We start from the raw sequence: 18,822 nt of genomic DNA, 5'->3' as shown, positions 1-18,822 counted from the left end.
TACGAGTTCGGATCTACCCCGCCACCATAATCAACACGGGCAAAATTAGGAATGAGGCAAGCGTACTCCACAAAATACAAGTGGATACGAGCTTGGGTGATGCATTAAATTTTTCTGCTAAGATGACGGCATTTACGGCCACCGGCATTGACGCCAGGATGAAAAGGACGGAAAACAAAAGTCCCGAAATTCCGAGCATCAGCATGGCAAGACAGGCAGCAAGCGGAGAGAGCAGTAGCCGGATTGTTAGTCCTGCGTAGCTGGCTTTTTTAATGGACGGCTCCAGCTTGAATATTTTTACGTAAGCCATTTGGGTGCCCAGAATCGCCAGTACAACCGGAGAATAGGCGGCAGCAATCATCGAAACGCCCGCTTGAATGCCGGAGGGTAGGTGCAAGTCCAACAGTCGAAGCCCCATCGCCAGCAGAGCTGCATAGATCGCGGGAAGTGAAAATACCGACTTGACGGCGCTTTGGACGGAAAACTCAGAGCGGGCCGCAAAATAAACTCCAATCGTATTGACCAGGATCATCTGGATGACGACATACACGGAGGCTTTATCAAGACCGAGCTGCCCAAAGGCAAGTAAAATTAGGGGCAGGCCATAATTCGCGCTATTGGTCAGTGTGGAGATTAGGGTGAGTCCGGCTGTTTCCGGGGCGCTCAGCTTAAACATTTTTCCTGCAATCTGTGCAATTCCCCATAACAGTAGCAGATTCAGGATCGAAAAAGCGGCCGTCTGCGCCACATCATGCCAGGATAGCTGTGCCTTCAGTAGCGTGTCCAGAATCATTGCGGGACTTAAAAAATATAAGTATAAAGTCGAGAGCGGCTTCGTTTCCAGCTTCATGAATTTGCCGAGTAAAAACCCGGCGATTACCGGAATGGACAGCGGAACGATAACGGATAGAAGGGTTGAAAGTACAATTTGAATCATTAAAATCCACCAATCCTTTCTGTAATGACTTTTTCCATTATAAGAGGCAGCTTTCGAGCCCGTCCAAGATGAAAATACGATCAAGGCCATAGGAATACACTATGAAGCTTCCAGCAAATATTTTTGTGTACAACAAAAAGGGATGTCCACAGCCATGTTGAAAGGCTAGTAGGAACATCCCTTTTTTACTATGAAACTAATGATCTTACTGAATTATACTTACGCAGAAGCCGCAGTTTCCGCTTTGGTCCGGCAATCGTCAGAGCAATAATGTTGATGCTGCTCTTCGCAGTCCGGACATACGATATGCTGGAGATTGCACACCGGACAGTTGATATAGTGATCGTTCGACGTTTCACAATGGAAGCAATGACCGACAACAACGTCTTCATCCGTATGGTTGATCGGGATCGAGATGCGTTCGTCAAACACATAGCACTTACCATCAAACAGACGCCCCTGTACTTCCGGGTCCTTACTATAGGTCACGATGCCACCATCCAACTGTCCCACATCATCAAAGCCTTCTTTTATCAGAAGACCGGACAGCTTCTCACAGCGGATACCACCCGTGCAATATGTCAGTATTTTCTTGTCCTTAAACCGACTCATATTGTCGCGAATCCACTGTGGAAATTCACGGAAAGATTCGACTTCCGGACGAATGGCACCACGGAAATGACCGATGTCATATTCATAGTCGTTACGTCCGTCCAGTACCACCACATCTTCACCTTGAAGCTGTTCGTAAAACTCCTTCGGTGACAAACGCTTGCCACTGATTACGTTAGGGTCCAGCTCATCCTCATGGCGCAACGTCACCAGCTCCTGACGATGGCGTACAAATATTTTCTTGAACGCATGACTGTCAGACTCATCTATTTTAATAACGATATCCTGGAATTTCGGATTGGCGCGCAAATCACGGATATATTGCTCGGTTTGCTCTACCGTACCAGACAGTGTTCCGTTAATTCCTTCCTGAGCGATCAAAATTCTTCCCTTGACGCCCAATTCCTTGCAGTAAGCCAGATGCTCTGCCGTAAAGGTGGCAGGATCTTCAATATTGACATATTTGTAAAACAACAAAATTCGATAAGCATGCTCGTACACGTAAAATCACCCTCTGATTCAAGTCAAAGTTTTTTAACATACAATTTTAAATGTACCACATTCTTTAAGTTAGTCAACTTATTTGTATAAAAAGTGGGAATGGAAAATAAAGAAGCAGGTGAACGAGCGACAAGAGTAAGGGTTTACATTATAATAATATCGTAGTGACGAGGTGGATTTTGGCAGCAGGTTTAGTTCTCTTAGATGAAAGGATGAATCGGCATGAAGCATCATTTGACAGCGCATACACCGCCTATGGGGTGGAATAGCTGGGATTGCTACGGCGCAGCAGTGCGTGAGGAAGAAGTGCGGGGAAATGCGCAGTATATGGCGGAGCACTTGAAGGACTACGGTTGGGAATATATCGTGGTAGATATTCAGTGGTATGAGCCGGGAGCTTTATCTTCACAGTATCGTTCTTTCGTTCCACTGGAAATGGATTCATTTTTGCGCCTTATTCCAGCGGCGAATCGATTTCCTTCCGCAGCGGATGGACACGGCTTCCAGGCTCTTGCGGATTATGTACACAGTCTGGGCTTGAAATTCGGTATACATATGATGAGAGGAATTCCGAGACAGGCGGTGCATCAGGATACGCCGATTTTGGGAACCCAGGCAACAGCGAGACAGATTGCGCATCCCAACTCCATTTGTCCCTGGAATACAGATATGTATGGGGTAGATGCTTCCAAGGAAGGCGCCCAGGAATATTATAATTCGCTGTTTGACCTGTACGCGGAATGGGGTGTCGATTTTGTCAAAGTGGATGACATTGCCGCTTCCCGACTCTATGATACTCACTTGGCGGAAATTGAATTGATTAGGCAGGCCATCGCCCAATGCGGACGTCCGATGGTTTTGAGTCTGTCGCCCGGTCCGGCACCGCTGGAGCATGCATCCGAATTAATCGCCAACGCCAATATGTGGCGCATGACCGACGATTTCTGGGATGTATGGCCTTTGCTGCACGGCATGTTTGAGCGCTGTGAGAAGTGGGCAGAGCACGTGGGCCCTGGCCACTGGCCGGATTGCGACATGCTGCCACTGGGTCATCTGGGTATTCGATCGGTAGATTCTGTAGATTCCGGTAGCCATGACCGCCGGACACGCTTTACGAAGGATGAACAACTGACGATGATGACCTTGTGGAGTATTTTCCGGTCCCCACTGATGTTTGGGGGAGAACTGCGGGATAACGATGCATGGACACTTTCTCTGCTGACCAATGAAGAGGTGCTGGATGCTCACCGCAACGGCTTGGATGCGCAGCAGGTGTACAGAAAGGATGAGCATATCGTCTGGACTTCGCATAACGAGGAAGGTCACATATATGCAGCTTTGTTTAATGCTGGAGATGAAGCTTCGCGGGTCCGTGTATCGCTGCAAGACCTTGGCATTGAAGGACAGACAAGTGGCAGAGACTTATGGAACCGTGTGGATCTGGGCACTTTAGAGCTAGAATTGTCCGCAGATTTACCCCCTCATGGAGCCGCTTTATTTATGTTAAAATAGTCATCATGCAATGATTGAATTGATCTTAGATGTTCTAGATGAAATCGCTCTTTTAAAGTGGACAGTAGCACTTCCATTTTACCACGGGCGATTTTTTGTTTGGCTACGTGAACATTTTGTTATATTATGATACAAATAAGTGGAGAGATATGTATTGCAAAAAACATAGATATTGAAAAATATTATATATATCTCATAACAAGGTTTAAACAAACTTTTTTTTGAATTGTGTTTAGCCTTGTATGTATCTTAAGGACTAATTTGATGAACTCGACATTATTCTCAGGAATTTGACATTGGAAACGTGCTAATTTTATAAAGCGACAATTTATAAAGCCAACAATTTTCATGAAAGTAAATTGATTACAAATATATCATCCAATGCGAACGGACTCGCGAAAGGAGTCAAGTAATGAGTTTTAAACAGCTCAATAAAAATGGCCAGAACGAGCCTTGGCCTGTTCGAAAACATATATTATGTATCGGGGGGGCCAATATTGACCGTAAAATTATGATTAAAGGTACATTTCAGCTTCACACCTCCAATCCAAGCAGCACCAGACAGCAATCTTGCGGAGGGGTAGCTCGGAATGTGGCTGAAAATTTGGGACGGCTGAGGCAGTGGGTCAGTCTGCTGACCGCAGTTGGAGATGATGCGGAAGGTGAATTTGTAGTTGAACAGTCCAACCGTTACATCCACGTGGTCCCTCTTCAAGTCAAAGGCGAACCATCTACCGGGGTCTACACCGCTCTGCTGGACGAGCAGGGTGAAATGATTGTAGCAACTGCAGAAATGGAGATTTACGACCAGATCCGTGCCTCAGCTATCCTTGATAATGCCCCTTTGATCACCTCATCCGGATTGGTGCTGCTGGATACCAATTTTTCCGCGAGCGTACTTGCTTCCACAATCCGATTATGCCACGAACATCAAGTTCCGTTGGTTGTTTCTTCTGTATCGGCCTCCAAAATGAGAAAGCTGCCCCGTAATCTGAATGGAGTGGAATGGCTGGTATGTAATGTTGTGGAGGCAGAAGCTTATTTGGGGTTGAAGATAACTGATGATCTGCAGATGCTGGAGGCGGCGCAAGTTTTTCATAAGCTCGGAGTTAAGCATGTCGTTCTTACTGGTGGTGCAGACAGCGTCTTATTTGCATCTCAAGGTGGAACTCACGGACAAATTCGCGTGCAGCCTGTTCAAGGAATCGTTGATGTCACGGGCGCAGGCGATGCTTTTATTGCCGGGATGATGTATGGAATTATTCAAGGCTATCCTATGGAACAAATTTGCCAATTTGGAATCAGTTGTGCCGTATTAACGCTCCAAACCGACCGGACAGTTTCAGACATGCTCTCTTCGAATACACTCCGTTCCAAGTTCAACGAGCTGTATGGCAGGTATGCGCAAAACTTTGTGGTTTTTAAGGGTGTGTATTTTAAAAAGAAAGATACATAAACCAGTATTTGTTCAAGGTATGTTCGAGGTCCATTCAGAATGGTATAAGGAGCAGGTTGCCTGATGAATAACGTGAGATACGTCGTCGCTTTTTGAGAAGCAATGACGGGGTGTTGACACGTTCGCTGAACCGTTTCATGTCCTGGATGAATTTCAAAAAAGCTCCTTGACCACGGCTTTCGTTTCGTGTAAGATAACAAAAAATTGTAATATACAGGAATAGTGTAGACCAAGGATCAAAGGTTCAACAATCGCCGTACAGAGAAGAAACCCATGGGCTGAAAGGTTTCTCCGCCGCGAATGGACGTTTTCCTGCCTTGTGAGCTGTAGCGGAATGTATTTTAAACCGTTACCGGTTAGACGCCGTTATCTGATGAAGGGCCGTTCCATACTATGGATATGGTCAAATTAAGGGTGGTACCACGACGCATTCGTCCCTGACGGATGTGTCTTTTTTGCGTACATTTTATCGCCCATACAAGGAGGCAGCCACACATGCGCCAAAGTCGATTATTACTGACAACATTACGTGAATCGCCCGCAGAAGCCGAAGTGATCAGTCATCAGCTTATGCTGCGTGCAGGGTTGATCCGGCAACTCGCAGCCGGAGTGTATAGCTACATGCCACTTGGAAGACGCGTTCTCCGGAAAGTGGAGCAAATCGTACGGGATGAAATGGATCGTGCAGGGGCTGGGGAGCTGTTAATGCCTGCATTGCAGCCTGCCGAGCTGTGGCAAGAATCAGGGAGATACGATGTGTACGGTCCAGAGCTGATACGTCTTCAAGACCGGAATGGTCGGGAATTCGCTTTGGGTCCTACTCATGAAGAGGTCATTACGTCATTAGTACGGAATGAAGTGAACTCCTATCGAAAATTACCTGTAACGCTATATCAAATTCAAACCAAATTCCGAGATGAACGACGTCCACGATTTGGCTTGCTTCGTAGCAGAGAGTTTTTGATGAAGGATGCCTATTCGTTTGATGCTAGCTGGGAAGGGCTGGATCAAGCTTATTGGACCATGTTTAAGGCCTATCATCGTATTTTTACCCGTTGTGGCCTGAACTTTCGCGCAGTTGAAGCAGATGCGGGTGCTATTGGCGGCGAAGGCGGAACACATGAATTTATGGCGCTGGCTGACATTGGAGAGGATACGATAGCCGCTTGTACCTGCTGTGACTATGCTGCTAATCTTGAAAAAGCTGAGCCACGGAGAATGGAAAAATCAGATACCAACCCTTCTCTCAATACAGACAAAATGGAAAAGTTTCATACTCCAGGTCTGCGCACGATAGATCAACTGGTTGAATCACTGCAAATACAGCCAAAAGATATGATCAAAACACTGATTTATATGAGTGACGATCAACCCATTGCTGTAGTCGTCAGGGGAGATCATGAGGTCAACGAAGTGAAATTAAAACATATTTTAGGTAGTGAAAAATTCGAAATAGCAAATTCAGATGCCGTATCAAAGGTGACTGGAACCCCCTCGGGCTTCGTAGGCCCATGCGGCTTGACGATCCCTGTGTGGGTGGATTACTCCGTCGTTCAAATGTCCAGTGGCATCGCAGGCGCGAACGAGTTGGAAACCCATTATCGGCATGTGAATCCAAAACGCGATATGGATCTTCGCCATGTGGCGGATTTACGCAACGTCATGGAAGGGGAACCATGTCCTCGCTGTGACAAAGGGAAGTTGAAGTTTCATCGTGGGATTGAGATTGGACAAGTGTTTAAACTGGGCACTAAATACAGCGAGAAGCTGGGCGCGACTTTTCTGGATGCGTCCGGAACAGATCAGGCGATGATTATGGGCTGCTACGGCATTGGCATTTCCCGAATCCTTTCTGCCATTGTGGAGCAAAATCACGATCAGAACGGAATCATATGGCCCTATGCGCTGGCACCGTTTCAAGTTCATATTATTCCGATCTCTGTTAAAGACAGCTTGCAAATGCAGATGGCCGAGGATTTGTATAACCAGCTACAGGATCTTGGCGTGGAAGTGTTGATGGATGATCGGGAGGAACGCCCCGGGGTTAAATTCAAAGATTCGGATTTAGTGGGTATTCCCGTACGCATCGTCGTTGGTAAAGATGCTGAGCACGGGAAAATAGAGTTAGTGGAGCGAAGAACCAGCAACAAAGAAACCATTCATATCCAAGATGTAGAGCGACGGATATTGGAACTTATTCAGCAATAGTCACTCGGCTTAATAAATTACGAGCCTGCACCCTATACGGTTCTACAATCCAATGCGCCCGGACTACAATCGTTTGGGCGTATCTTTACCAACAATTATTGTACAAGCATTACGTGTCTGTGTCCTGTAGAATGTGACCTTCTCCAAGTGCAATTTCATAAAAGCCTGCCATATGACGTGCCTGAAACCGGATTGGCTTGTCCCGACCTATCATAATGATATTTTGAATGTCGGCAGCGCCTTCCGAGGGGAGGGAGAAAGCTGTGACATAAGCGAATTCCTCACGCAACGTTGTATGAATGGCATTCATCAAATGATCGTGCTCACTTTTGCCCATTACATTCATGATCACGGAGCCTTCGGAATCCAGCTTTTCTTTGGCCATCCTGAAAAATTCCCGGGATATTAAATGAGGCGGCGTTCCCTGATCTGTGAAGGCGTCCAAAATAATATAATCATATGCATCCGGCGCTTCCTTCTCCAACATGCAACGTCCATCACCAACGGTCACGTTGTCCTTGTCGTATCCAAAGAATGTTCGGCTGAATTCCACGACTTGTGCATCCAGCTCTGCAATCTTGAAGCGTTTATCTGTAAAATGACCCGCAATCGTACCTATACCATGCCCAATCACAAACACGTCTTCAAATGACGGATCGTTCAGCTCCATCAGATGGATGATGGCTCTCGGATATTCGAACAGAATGCGTTGCGGATGATTCAAATCCACCGCGCCTTGTACGGCTGCATTTGAAAACTGCATCACCCGGAATAATCCCTTTTCACCATATAGCTCTGTGGTGTCGTATATCGTTATTTCATGATTATTGCTCAGCTTTTTGTATAGTACCTCCAAATGATCTATCTCCTTCAAGTCATACTCCACCATCATATTAGACATTTATGAGCCTGTTGTCCATATATTAAGCGGCGGTGCCGTTCTGCTCTTGCCCAGCAGCTCCAATCCGTATAATTGTTCGATCATGCGCAGCACGGAGAAATGATTGCTTTTCCCGTTGTAAGGGCCGTTTTTCAAATGAGGACCTATAATCATAGTCGGGATTTTGTTTTTACTGCTCATGTCATCTTCGTCCCATGTTACGATCAAAAGACTGTTATGCTGCGGCGCCCAGCGGGCATAAGAGGACAAGTGAGCTTGCAGCCATTGATCTGCTTCCCGAATCGTGCCGTCGTGCATTTCGTGGTTCAGGTTGGGAATGACAAAAGAAACAGTCGGCAACTGATTAAAATTTTGCGAAAGCTGCTTAAAGGCATATTGATCGAGGCAGGCAGGTTGGTGAAATTCACCCACGGATTATGTTTTCTGGCATACAGGGTTTTCAGATCATAAGGGCCTGTAAATCCGGTTTTGGGCAATCCCTCTGAGTAGCCCCCAAACGTAACCTCTTACTTTACAGCCAAAACGTGGCCGCCAGCGCAAAAGCTCCAATGGCGTGGGTGACGAAGGGACGATCCCGGTACACAAGATGCCCGATGATAAAGCTGATCCCCATGCCCAGACATACGGATACCACCGCCGATATGGTCATCTTACGGTTGAGTTTATTTCTTGACAACCAGTACAGGAGCAAGACTAAAGCGAACACATATTGGGCATCTTCGGCGAAAAAACGCATCAGCCCGTTCAGAACAGAAAAGTTGTTCGCTTGTTCATTAATGAGGGGAAAAATCTGATAGTCCAGGTTAGATAACATATTAGGGATTACTCCTTTTCTTACGTGATTCAAAAGTAGAAAGTAATATGATCTTAACTCTTGAACATGGGAGCACCTTTAGATGAAAATTAGAATTCCATGAGAAAAGGACATTTTTTATCACTAAATCCTTTGAACTTGTTCAAGCGTCCTTTAGGAGATATAATATACAAGGATATAATGAATACCGTTGTGTATATTCATATAGAAAGAGAGCGGGATATTATGGGACGTAAGTGGAACAATATTAAAGAAAAGAAGGCATCCAAGGATGCTAATACGAGTCGTATATATGCTAAATTTGGGGTAGAAATCTATGTAGCAGCCAAACAGGGCGAGCCTGATCCTGAATCCAATCGGGTTCTCAGAGTCGTGCTAGAACGTGCAAAAACGTACAATGTACCGAAAGCGATCATTGACCGGGCGATTGAAAAAGCAAAAGGCGCCGGAGATGAAAACTATGTTGAGCTTCGCTATGAAGGCTTCGGACCAAACGGTTCTATGGTCATTGTAGATGCACTCACCAATAACGTAAACCGCACGGCATCTGATGTACGTTCTGCTTTCACTAAAAATGGCGGTAGCCTGGGTGTAAGCGGATCTGTAGCCTATATGTTTGATTCAACGGCGGTTATTGGTTTGGTAGGTAAAACCGCAGATGAAGTGTTGGAGCTGTTGATGGAGGCAGATGTAGAGGTGCGTGATATCATCGAAGAAGATGAGGCTGTTATCGTATATGCTGAGCCTGACCAGTTTCATGCTGTGCAGGAAGCCTTCAAGCAGGCGGAAGTTACAGAATTTACAGTGGCCGAACTTACCATGCTTGCCCAAAATGATATTACTCTTCCAGAAGATGCACAGCTTCAATTTGATAAATTGATTGATGCATTAGAAGATTTGGAGGATGTTCAACAGGTTTACCATAATGTAGATTCTGATGAATAGCTTCAAGCTGAACGACCTGAATCCGTAAATTTATAAAAACATCGTATTCCGATACGGTGTTTTTTGCGTATTTGCAGCTATTTCTGTGTAATTAGGCAACGGCCTTGGTTTGTTGAATGGGAGAATAGGTTTTTTTTCTTGACTGATTAGTCTGATAAAAGTATGATCTTAGGCAAGGTGGTGAACATGGGGATTGGGAAGAGCTAAAGAATTTGATACCCAGAGTGTACTGCGAAAAGCCATGGCTGTATTTGGAGAGCATGGTTATGAGGGAACTTCTCTGACGATTTTACTGGATCAATTGGGTATAGCACGGCAGAGTCTTTACGATACCTATGGGACGAAATATGATTTATTCTTCTCGGCTATTCAGCTCTATATAGGTGACAAAACCGAAGCCGTAGTTCATCTTCTAAGTCAACCAGGGAGCATTAAGGAAGCCATAGCGATGATTTTTAATGAATCTGTCAGGGTTTTGACGGACCCCAAGCTATCCAAGGAATGCTTTATTATGAACAGTGCTATTGAACAGGTTCCGCATCATCATGAAATCAAAGTCTTTATATCTGCGAGTACAGAAAGGCTTGAGCTTGCTTTCTACAACGCTCTGGTCCGTGCTCATAAAGAGGGAGAGATTCATTCCGCGGAGTCTGAGCTACGGTCAATCGCCAGATTTCTAAATCATGCCCGGCTATCGTTGACATTTACCGCCAAGACAGGAGCAAGCCCTGAGGCGCTTAAAGATATCGTGCGTACGACGCTGTCGATTTTGGATTGATTTTTTATGAGCGCTCTATAGCGTTTATTTTTTTGATAATTCCGGACCGATTAGTCAAATTTTTTTAGAAATTCTAGACTGTTTAGTCTGAAAAATTTCGTTTTCGATAAGGAGAAAAGTCCAATGACAAACAAAAATATAACATTGATTACAGGGCAAGCGGTAAAACCGGTAGTCGCATTGCTGCCAGACTTACGCAGCTTCAGCATCCTGTCCGGTTAGCGGGACGCAGTAACTCGACAAATTTGCCCGGCTCAGATCATATACATTTCGATTGGTACGATGAATCAACACATACAAAAGCGCTGACGAATGTAGATAAAATTTATTTGGTTGTGCCTATATTGGACGTAAATCCCGCCAAAGTCATGATTCCTTTTATTGAAAAAGCCATTCATGAAGGCGTGAAAAGGTTCGTGCTTCTGGGTAGCGCATCTGTCCCTGCGGATGGCCCGGTATTCGGGTCGGTGCATCAACCCCTCAGCAATTTAGCTCCTGAGTGGACAGTATTACAGCCATCCTATTTTATGCAGAACTTTACCGAAGGTCAGCATGTAAGCACCATCAAAAACACCGGCACGATTTATAGTGCAACAGGGGAAGGGAGAGTGGGTTTCGTCAGCGCAGATGACATTGCAGAAGTGGGGGTAAGAGCCCTGATTGACGATAAGCCTCATAACACAGCTCATGTGATTACTGGACCTCATTCGTTGACATATGGTGAAGCTGCTCAGTTGATCAGCCATGTTATAGGAAAAACGATTCAGCACATCTCGTTGTCTGACGAAGAACTGAAAGTCGGCATGATTCAGGTAGGTATGCCTGCGAACTACGCTGCCATGCTAGCGGGATTGGATCAAAGGATACGTGAAAATGGAAGTGAAGACCAAGTTACCGATACCGTGGAGCGTGTCACTGGGCGCAGCCCGATCACATTTGATCAGTTTGTGCAAACCCATGTAGGCACCTGGAAGTAAATGTAGGGGCGTCTCAAACAGATCTGATAGCCTGGTTGAGACGCTCTTGTCAGTTGGCGACAGACACTTTACATAATGCTTGATGTTACCTTCCAGTTATTGAAATCATAGGTCCGTCTCTCTCTGTCATGAACCAAATCGAGTTTATTTCCATTATAATTCTGATGCATCCACGGATCATCCAGCAGAGGCCAATTAGCATAATTGACTTCTGCACCCTGAATTTTACGTGAGGTGGCATATACGATTTCCATCTCTTTACCTGTTAATCCTTTGTAAAAGACCCGGGGATTGGTATCGTTAACACCGCTGAAATCCACTACGGTTTTCGTCAGCACAGCCTCAGCAAAGCAGTCAAGCTCTCTAATGCAAGAACCGCCTGCGTAGTCCATAAGAGGTGCTGTTTCAACGATGACCGCATTTTTTGCCCCGTCACTCCGCAACGCTCTCTGATGACCTCCGTATTTCCACGATTCCGTGTCATAAGGCCAATCGTAAGGTTGTGCCGTCCTGACAGCCATCAGCATTTTACCTGTATGGAAGAATATCCAGCCGTTCCTATTGAATGGGTCCTGTTCGATCGTTGCTTTGATTCCGTTATATGAAACAGGGCCGTCGATCCATGTATTTGAATTTGTGATATTGTATACCGCAATGAGTGCACCGTCGTCCTGGAGCACTTCCTCCATATTCGTTCCGCCAATCCAATATTCCGAGTTGGACGGATTCAAGTTAATCGGCTCACTGAAGTGTTGCTTCATGAAGAACGTATTTGGTTCGTCACTGTATGTATCTCCCACCCATTTGATGCCCCAACGATGAAGCTGGTTTTGTGCGAGCCGATTGTCCTTTTGACTGAATACGGCGTAATCCGGGGTGATGTAGCTTGTCTTATACGGTTTGTTACTGTTTCTAGGCATCCGTTCCTTATGTGTGTAAGTTGTAGAACGGGCTGTCGCTATACTCTTGAAAATGTCTGGTAACTCGTAGTTCGCAACCGTAAATGGAATCGTGGTAAATTTCAGATTGGTTTCATTGCCGAGATATATCGGCTTACGACTGTCTCCAAACAACATCCACAGTAGCACTGCACTCTCATCAAGTGTATATCCCGGCTCTTGCTGCGCATTATATGTTCTGGCCTGACTGGTCACCCAGTACCCATGCAGCCACTCCCCTACGATGCTGGCAAAATACCACTCCAACGTCAGTTTGGCCATATTCCGCAATGTCGCATCTTTCAAGTGTTCAGTAATGAACAATAGCGGTCCTACATGATGGATAAAATATGTTGGGGAGTCGTATTCAAAGTATCCCTGTTTTGTAATTGTGGGAAGTTCGGACAGCAGATAACTTCTGGCGACGGTAGCATAATTCACCGGATAATCTGGCCATTCTTCCGCTCCGACAACCCCGACTGCCGCATACATGAGCCGTTGATTTTCTGTATTTCCCGACAGAGCCGTCCCACCGGCATTCAAATGTTAAAACTGAGCATTTTGCTTTTACTTTATCCTTTAATGCGGGTGTGTAATACTCTTTATACTTCATATAAGCTTCCATTACGTTAATTCCCCAGAACATGTCTTTATTCCGATCCAAATGAATGTTGACGTAGGCAAGTCCAGTGCTGATATCTCCTTTGGAAAATTGCGCCATAGCGGCATAACCACCGACCTTTCGGCCCTGATCATACTCACTGTAAGGGTAGCCCAATGCTGCTACATCGTCGATTACGATCAGTTTGCGCTCCTGTAGTGAGCCTGTTAAAATCTCTTTTTAAACATAATTACAGCCACTCTCCTGATAATGGAATAATAACGCAAAAATAGTATAAATTTAGCGATGTGAGAGAAAGAAAACCTGAACATAAATTTGGCTGAGACTTGCGAATTTTAATTGTTAGAAGAGATTATTTGTTGTAATTATAAGGTATTTGGTTATTAATTTCAATATTTTTACTATATTTTTATTGTGAAAATATAGCATTAGAGTCAAGATGCAATCTACCCGGGATTATTCCGGCTATGTCCCGGGTACGTTTTCTTCTATGCTTTTTAGCTGATTATGATGATGGTTGGGTTTGATCTATTCCGGATTTCGTCAGGTAGATCACCAAGGTTAAAATAGTTACGAGAAAAATCACGCTAGTTCCAGCCGTACCTAGGCCAAGCCCGCCATCAATGTGAGATTGTGACAGATAATCCCCAAGTGAGGCGCCGAGAGGCCGGGTCACAATGTAAGCCAACCAGAAGGACCATACGGCATTGAATTTAAGCCGATAGTGGGCAAACGTTATGATACCAATCAGTGACGCAAACATAAACGCCGACCTCCAATAACCTAAGTCAAGGCCCTCTGATATAAGATCACCAGCCGCTGTACCCAAGGCAAAGGTAAGAATATCGTTGCCAGTAGAATATTTCACGCTTGATCGTGTAAATAGAATGAATGGATAATGATTTTTCGCTCCCATACCAAAGCGTAAAAGTCGCCAGTAGAGCAAGGGCAAAGACGGTTGTCGTAACTTGCAGCGAGATCCCTATGTGATCCACAAGGTTATCTGAAACGAGCTTTTTTCTGAGAGCACGGACAAGACGCACGTTCACCGGATTCTTCAGAGTTCATCCTTTGGATAAAAAGAATAACCAGGATACTTGACGACAGGCCATTTTACCTTCCGCAATTTAGAGGTCACATCGGCACCAACATGTAAATTGCTCTGAATGAGCTCTGTCGGTGTAAGTGCCATCCATTGATTCAAGGAAACATCTGCAAAACGGTCACTTTTAAATATTTCAAGAAACCATAGCGTGCTTGAACCTGTATTTTGGATGTAATGACCGTAAGCAAAAGGTACATATCCAACATCCCCGGCTCTGAAATCAAATGTGCGCGCCGCGCCATTTCCGCCAAAAACAGTCATTCGGCCTTGCCCGGTAAGATAGTATTGCCATTCGTCATTATTGGGATGCCAGTGCATTTCTCTCATTGCACCAGGCTCAATCTCAACAAGAGCAGCCGCGATCGTTTGGGATATCGGAAAATTGGAGGAATCGACGATTCGTACGCTTCCACCGGGTGTTTTGATGGGAGGCTGAGCGAGTAATTCATATTTAAAGGATTGAGGCAACGTACCATAGGGAGAGGCAACCGCCTGGCTTTGGATTGAACCAGGAACGGCGTCCTGATAAATATATACTTGTTCTTGAGGGATGGATGAAAAAGCAGCTTCAGGAACGCCAAAATTGGCAGACAGTACATCTTTTGGAGTATGTGCAAACCAATCGGAGATGGATAAAGTGTTCAAATCAGAGAAGCTGCCGTCATCAAAAACCAGCAAAAATTCGCAGCCTTCCTCAAGACCTTGTATTGAGTGTGGAATGCCGGGTGGAAAATACCAGAGATCACCAGGGCCCACATCAGCAATAAAATTTCTTCCTTCTTGGTCGACGGCAGTAATACGGGCACTCCCCAACAGCATATAAGACCATTCCGCCTGCTGGTGCCAATGAAGTTCGCGCACGCCGCCCGGTGTCAAACTCATATTAACTCCGGCAAGAGTTGTGGCAATGGGTAGCTCCCTTACGGTTACTTCTCTTGACCATCCACCGTGATTCAACTGCATATGAGCATCTGAAAAAGAAAATCTCATGTTCGGAATGAGTCCATTATCTGTTACGGGCGGAACCAGCATGTCGGGATTTTGCAAATCCCTCATCACATCACGGGGACCCTTATCAATGCCTCCAGCACCATCACTTCTGATGGGCTGCGGCACACGGGCATTTTTCAGGGAATCATTATGCATCATTTGATCTTCCTCTCCAAGTTGAAGCTTCATCTATCTTAGAATTAGAGAAAATCCGCATAAAGATTTTATGAATTGTTGGAGGGTTTTATGCTTTCTGAGTCAGATCCGCAAACTGTGCATCAATGAGCCGGGCTAAGTCCTGCGGACTTAACTCCAGTTGGGTTCCAATTTTTCCGGCGCTCACAATAATGGTTTCCAACTCTACTGCGGGTTGGTCAATAAAAGTAGGATAGAGCTTTTTCATTCCTATGGGAGAGCAGCCACCCCGGATATACCCGGTATGCTTTTGCAGTTCTTTGACTGGAAGCATTTCGATTTTCTTCTCGCCCGCTGATTTAGCTGCCTTTTTGAGATCAAGCTCTTTATGTACAGGAATCACAAAAACAAACAGTTGTTGTTTGCTATGTGCAACCAACGTTTTGAAAACGGCTTCCGGGGATTTTCCAATTTTCTCAGCTACGTTCATACCATCTATTTTTCCATCCTGATGCTCATAACTCAGCATGTTGTAGTTAACGTCCTGACCATCCAATATTCGCATTGCGTTCGTTTTGCTCACACTCATCTTATTTCGTCGTCCTTTCTAAAGCTCTTGCCGAGGCAATTGTTGCAATCCTTTACCTCGGCGGAATTATTTGGATCTCATTATTAGAGGCGTTCCAAGCCATCTACATAGTCCTTTGCTTCCTTTAAAGAGAGGTCTTTAGCTACTCTTAGCTCTTTTATCGCCTGAATCTTTTTGCCTTCTCTAATCAGCATGAGCAGTCTTTCATTGATATCCTCCGAAACTTCTGTGTTTAGCACATGTGGTGGTGCAGTAGCGGTTGGGCCAGATAGTGATATTCCCGACGCTCCAGAACGATTCTCAAGACGCTCTACATCGGATTTCAAATCATTAAGTCGAGCTTGCAAGCTGTAGACTTTGATCAAAAGAATGACGGAGATGATCAAAGCGATCAATGCTATAAATTCCATAGTTTCCACTAGAGTTCCCCCTTTTTCATTTGATTTTATCCCGGAGATGCCACACTGGAATCTGCTCAATATAAATAGTATAGCATGATAATTTACGTTATATTATCTGGAATCGCTGAATTTACATGAGTACGGAGGGAGGAATATTCTTGAACCCGTTGCTACTCCGAATCCATGGAAGGCTACGAATTGACTTTTTGTAGACAGAGCGTTATATTACAGCATATTGTAATGCTTTTAATAAGTGTCGTAAAAGGAGAGGATTCAAATACTGCCAGTCTCCAATAATGCAATCCGAGTCAAACAAATTAATGTGGAGTTAGTCAAAAACACACTGAAGTCTCTTGAATATGCCACCAAGTCGTCCATAGCGAGTATAACTGGACTCAGTGTGGCAACTTGCGGCAATATTCTGAAGGAGCTTCTTCAAACCGGGGAAGTGTTAGAGACAGAGCTGGAGGAATCCAACGGTGGACGCCCGGCAATGCGGTACAAATATAACGCCGATTATTCCTATATTCTCTGTTTAAATGTGAAAACGGAAGGCGGATTGGATTCTCTTACTTATGCGGTATCCAATTTGCTGGGCGACGTCATTGTAGAGAAGACCTCGATTGTGCCTTATATTGATTATGAGGTCATAGAGAAACAAATTGGAGAGCTCATTAGCATCTATGGAAATGTCAAAGCGGTTGGCATTGGTATTCCCGGGGTTGTACATCAAGGGGTTATCGGTGTGTGTGATATCGACCCGCTCATAGGAATTCCTCTGGGCCCGCTGCTTTACAACAAATACGAACTGGAAATCACTATTGAAAATGATATGCATCTAACAGTTTACGGATTTTATAAAATGCAAAATTATGATGAAGACAAATCCTTCGCGATTGTTAATTTTCCCAAGGATAATTTCTCGGGAGCGGGGTTTATTGTCGACGGACACCTGTTAAAAGGAAATACCAAATTTGCGGGAGAAGTTTCTTTTTTGCCCTTTGATATGACAAGGGAAGAACAACTAAAGCAGAGCAAAAATACTCAGGGGTTCGTTCCTTTGGCTGTCAAAACGATAACTTCCATTATTGCTATTATTGATCCTGTATCTATCGCTTTGACTGGAGAATTATCCAAGCCCACTCTGTTGGACGATATTTATAACGGTTGTCTAAAAGATATACCCCAAGAACATATGCCAGAGATTTTTGTGAAAAGTGATACGAATGACGAATACATGAACGGGTTGATTTCGGTGACCCTCGAAAGTCTGACGTACAATTTGCAATTGGTGGAAAAAAGAAAATAGGGTATTGCTCCATTAAGCAAGAGAGGATGAGATCAATGACTCAAAAAGCAATTTCATGGAACGCAGGAATCTGGACTAACCCTCCTGTGTTATCCTTGCAAGAAGGCCAGTTCCTCCAAGTTGAAGCCAGCGAAGGAAGCGATTATTGGGAAAAACCTTATATGGATTCGAACGCAGTAGTGGACATTCTCTGCTTGCAGCATGGGAGAGGGATTCTGCTATAGAAGTCACGTTTCAGTTAGGCTCATTTACTGAGCTTTATGATCAGGCAGGAATCATGCTGTATCAAGGACCAGGAAAGTGGATTAAAGCTGGCATTGAATTAAATGATGGAATTCCTCAACTGGCTGTCGTTGTCACAGACGACTATTCCGATTGGTCATTATCTCCTGTACCTGAATGGGTAGGAGATCATGTCACGATTCGCGCTTCCCGAATTCAGGATGCTGTGGTTATTAGAGCGCGAACAGATCATCATGGCTGGCGCACCGTGCGTGTGGCACGTTTTCCTTACGAATCCGGGCAACAGGCTGGTCCTTTTATATGCGCGCCGACCCGGGCCGGTTTTCAAGTTACCTTTACGCGTTGGATAAGCACTGAACCGGACAACGATATTCATACAGACCCGCCCATGTAAAAATAGTCATTGGCAATCTGGCCAGAGTGTACGGAGTAACAACCCGTTTCCAAATATTGTAGCGGAAACAGGTTGTTACTTGTATAACAGGATTACATCAAAAATTAACATGTCCAATCACTACTATATTTTAAAGGCGGGAGGCTATAACTGCTTGCATCAAGATTTGTATGGTGAGGTGTTTTCCCCTTTCAGATCGTATTACGTTAAATCAGCGAGAGATGATCGTATTAAATGTATTTATCAGCGTGAAGCCTGAAAAAGAGAAGGAATATTTGTAGAGATCAATGAAATAATCAAGAATTCTCGTCTTGAAAAGGGAATTATCAGTTACGATTGAGCATTGGCAAGACGACGAGGCGATTTCGAAACGCATCAATTGTAGAAGGAATTCCCTTAAGAGGTGAATATAACTCTTGAGGCAGTTTTTTTAGAATCACAAAAAAGGAGCTCCT

At 44.7% G+C, this 18,822-nt stretch carries 16 protein-coding genes and 2 pseudogenes; 8 read left to right on the top strand and 10 right to left on the bottom strand.

Features of this window, described 5'->3' with window-relative positions; all coding sequences use genetic code 11:
* Positions 1-13: 13 nt before the first annotated feature.
* Together ASL14_RS25230 and trhO are read right to left on the bottom strand one after the other, a co-directional pair.
* On the bottom strand, positions 14-937 hold the full coding sequence (locus ASL14_RS25230) for an AEC family transporter (protein WP_134914231.1): 924 nt from the start codon (positions 935-937) through the stop codon (positions 14-16).
* A gap of 219 nt (positions 938-1,156) precedes the next feature.
* Entirely contained in the window at positions 1,157-2,050 is an 894-nt protein-coding gene (gene trhO / locus ASL14_RS25225; protein WP_134914229.1) for an oxygen-dependent tRNA uridine(34) hydroxylase TrhO, read from the bottom strand.
* A gap of 222 nt (positions 2,051-2,272) precedes the next feature.
* Between trhO and ASL14_RS25220 the strand changes: the two genes are divergently transcribed.
* The 3 genes from ASL14_RS25220 (at position 2,273) to ASL14_RS25210 (ending at position 7,226) form a co-directional block, all read left to right on the top strand.
* Entirely contained in the window at positions 2,273-3,562 is a 1,290-nt protein-coding gene (locus ASL14_RS25220) for a glycoside hydrolase family 27 protein (RefSeq protein WP_134914227.1), read from the top strand.
* A gap of 412 nt (positions 3,563-3,974) precedes the next feature.
* Positions 3,975-5,018 (top strand): carbohydrate kinase family protein, encoded by a 1,044-nt coding sequence (locus ASL14_RS25215; RefSeq protein ID WP_134914225.1) that lies wholly within the window; start codon positions 3,975-3,977, stop codon positions 5,016-5,018.
* 495 nt (positions 5,019-5,513) lie between these two features.
* Positions 5,514-7,226 (top strand): proline--tRNA ligase, encoded by a 1,713-nt coding sequence (locus ASL14_RS25210; RefSeq protein WP_134914223.1) that lies wholly within the window; start codon positions 5,514-5,516, stop codon positions 7,224-7,226.
* A gap of 109 nt (positions 7,227-7,335) precedes the next feature.
* Here ASL14_RS25210 and ASL14_RS25205 read toward each other — a convergent pair whose 3' ends face one another.
* From ASL14_RS25205 to ASL14_RS25195, 3 genes are all read right to left on the bottom strand, one after another.
* Positions 7,336-8,100, bottom strand: coding sequence for a spermidine synthase (locus ASL14_RS25205; protein ID WP_134914637.1), 765 nt, complete (start codon positions 8,098-8,100; stop codon positions 7,336-7,338).
* Between the two features lie 27 nt (positions 8,101-8,127).
* On the bottom strand, positions 8,128-8,538 hold the full coding sequence (locus ASL14_RS25200) for an alkaline phosphatase family protein (RefSeq protein ID WP_223264133.1): 411 nt from the start codon (positions 8,536-8,538) through the stop codon (positions 8,128-8,130).
* A gap of 100 nt (positions 8,539-8,638) precedes the next feature.
* Positions 8,639-8,941 carry a phosphatase PAP2 family protein gene (locus ASL14_RS25195; protein ID WP_223264132.1) on the bottom strand — a complete coding sequence of 101 codons (303 nt, stop codon included), beginning with the start codon at positions 8,939-8,941 and terminating at the stop codon, positions 8,639-8,641.
* Between the two features lie 225 nt (positions 8,942-9,166).
* Here ASL14_RS25195 and ASL14_RS25190 point away from each other — a divergent pair, with 225 nt between their 5' ends.
* The 3 genes from ASL14_RS25190 to ASL14_RS25180 all read left to right on the top strand — a co-directional run bounded on the left by ASL14_RS25190 (position 9,167) and on the right by ASL14_RS25180 (position 11,641).
* Positions 9,167-9,886 (top strand): YebC/PmpR family DNA-binding transcriptional regulator, encoded by a 720-nt coding sequence (locus tag ASL14_RS25190; RefSeq protein WP_134914221.1) that lies wholly within the window; start codon positions 9,167-9,169, stop codon positions 9,884-9,886.
* Between the two features lie 193 nt (positions 9,887-10,079).
* Entirely contained in the window at positions 10,080-10,664 is a 585-nt protein-coding gene (locus ASL14_RS25185; protein WP_134914219.1) for a TetR/AcrR family transcriptional regulator, read from the top strand.
* A 179-nt stretch (positions 10,665-10,843) separates the two neighbouring features.
* Entirely contained in the window at positions 10,844-11,641 is a 798-nt protein-coding gene (locus ASL14_RS25180) for an NmrA family NAD(P)-binding protein (protein WP_223264395.1), read from the top strand.
* 68 nt (positions 11,642-11,709) lie between these two features.
* On the opposite strand, the gene ASL14_RS25175 is transcribed toward ASL14_RS25180, so the two are convergent.
* The 5 genes and pseudogenes from ASL14_RS25175 to ASL14_RS25155 all read right to left on the bottom strand — a co-directional run bounded on the left by ASL14_RS25175 (position 11,710) and on the right by ASL14_RS25155 (position 16,439).
* On the bottom strand, positions 11,710-13,122 hold the full coding sequence (locus tag ASL14_RS25175; protein ID WP_134914215.1) for a hypothetical protein: 1,413 nt from the start codon (positions 13,120-13,122) through the stop codon (positions 11,710-11,712).
* A gap of 584 nt (positions 13,123-13,706) precedes the next feature.
* A pseudogene (locus ASL14_RS25170) lies at positions 13,707-14,214 on the bottom strand (hypothetical protein); the annotation flags it as partial.
* A 44-nt stretch (positions 14,215-14,258) separates the two neighbouring features.
* A complete protein-coding gene (locus tag ASL14_RS25165) occupies positions 14,259-15,452 on the bottom strand; it encodes an oxalate decarboxylase family bicupin (protein WP_189338282.1) in 1,194 nt (397 codons plus the stop codon).
* An 88-nt stretch (positions 15,453-15,540) separates the two neighbouring features.
* Complete coding sequence (gene ybaK / locus ASL14_RS25160; protein WP_134914211.1) at positions 15,541-16,020, bottom strand: Cys-tRNA(Pro) deacylase; 480 nt, start codon at positions 16,018-16,020, stop codon at positions 15,541-15,543.
* Positions 16,021-16,103: 83 nt separating this feature from the next.
* A complete protein-coding gene (locus ASL14_RS25155; protein ID WP_134914209.1) occupies positions 16,104-16,439 on the bottom strand; it encodes a ribosomal protein L7/L12 in 336 nt (111 codons plus the stop codon).
* 382 nt (positions 16,440-16,821) lie between these two features.
* On the opposite strand from ASL14_RS25155, the gene ASL14_RS25150 reads away from it, so the two are divergent.
* Together ASL14_RS25150 and ASL14_RS25145 are read left to right on the top strand one after the other, a co-directional pair.
* Complete coding sequence (locus ASL14_RS25150; protein ID WP_134914636.1) at positions 16,822-17,730, top strand: ROK family protein; 909 nt, start codon at positions 16,822-16,824, stop codon at positions 17,728-17,730.
* 35 nt (positions 17,731-17,765) lie between these two features.
* Positions 17,766-18,367 (top strand): annotated as a pseudogene (locus ASL14_RS25145) (DUF1349 domain-containing protein).
* Positions 18,368-18,822: the final 455 nt, after the last annotated feature.

It is taken from the genome of Paenibacillus sp. IHB B 3084 (assembly GCF_001447315.1).
Lineage (GTDB): Bacteria > Bacillota > Bacilli > Paenibacillales > Paenibacillaceae > Paenibacillus.
This window is presented reverse-complemented; position numbering and strand designations above follow the sequence as displayed.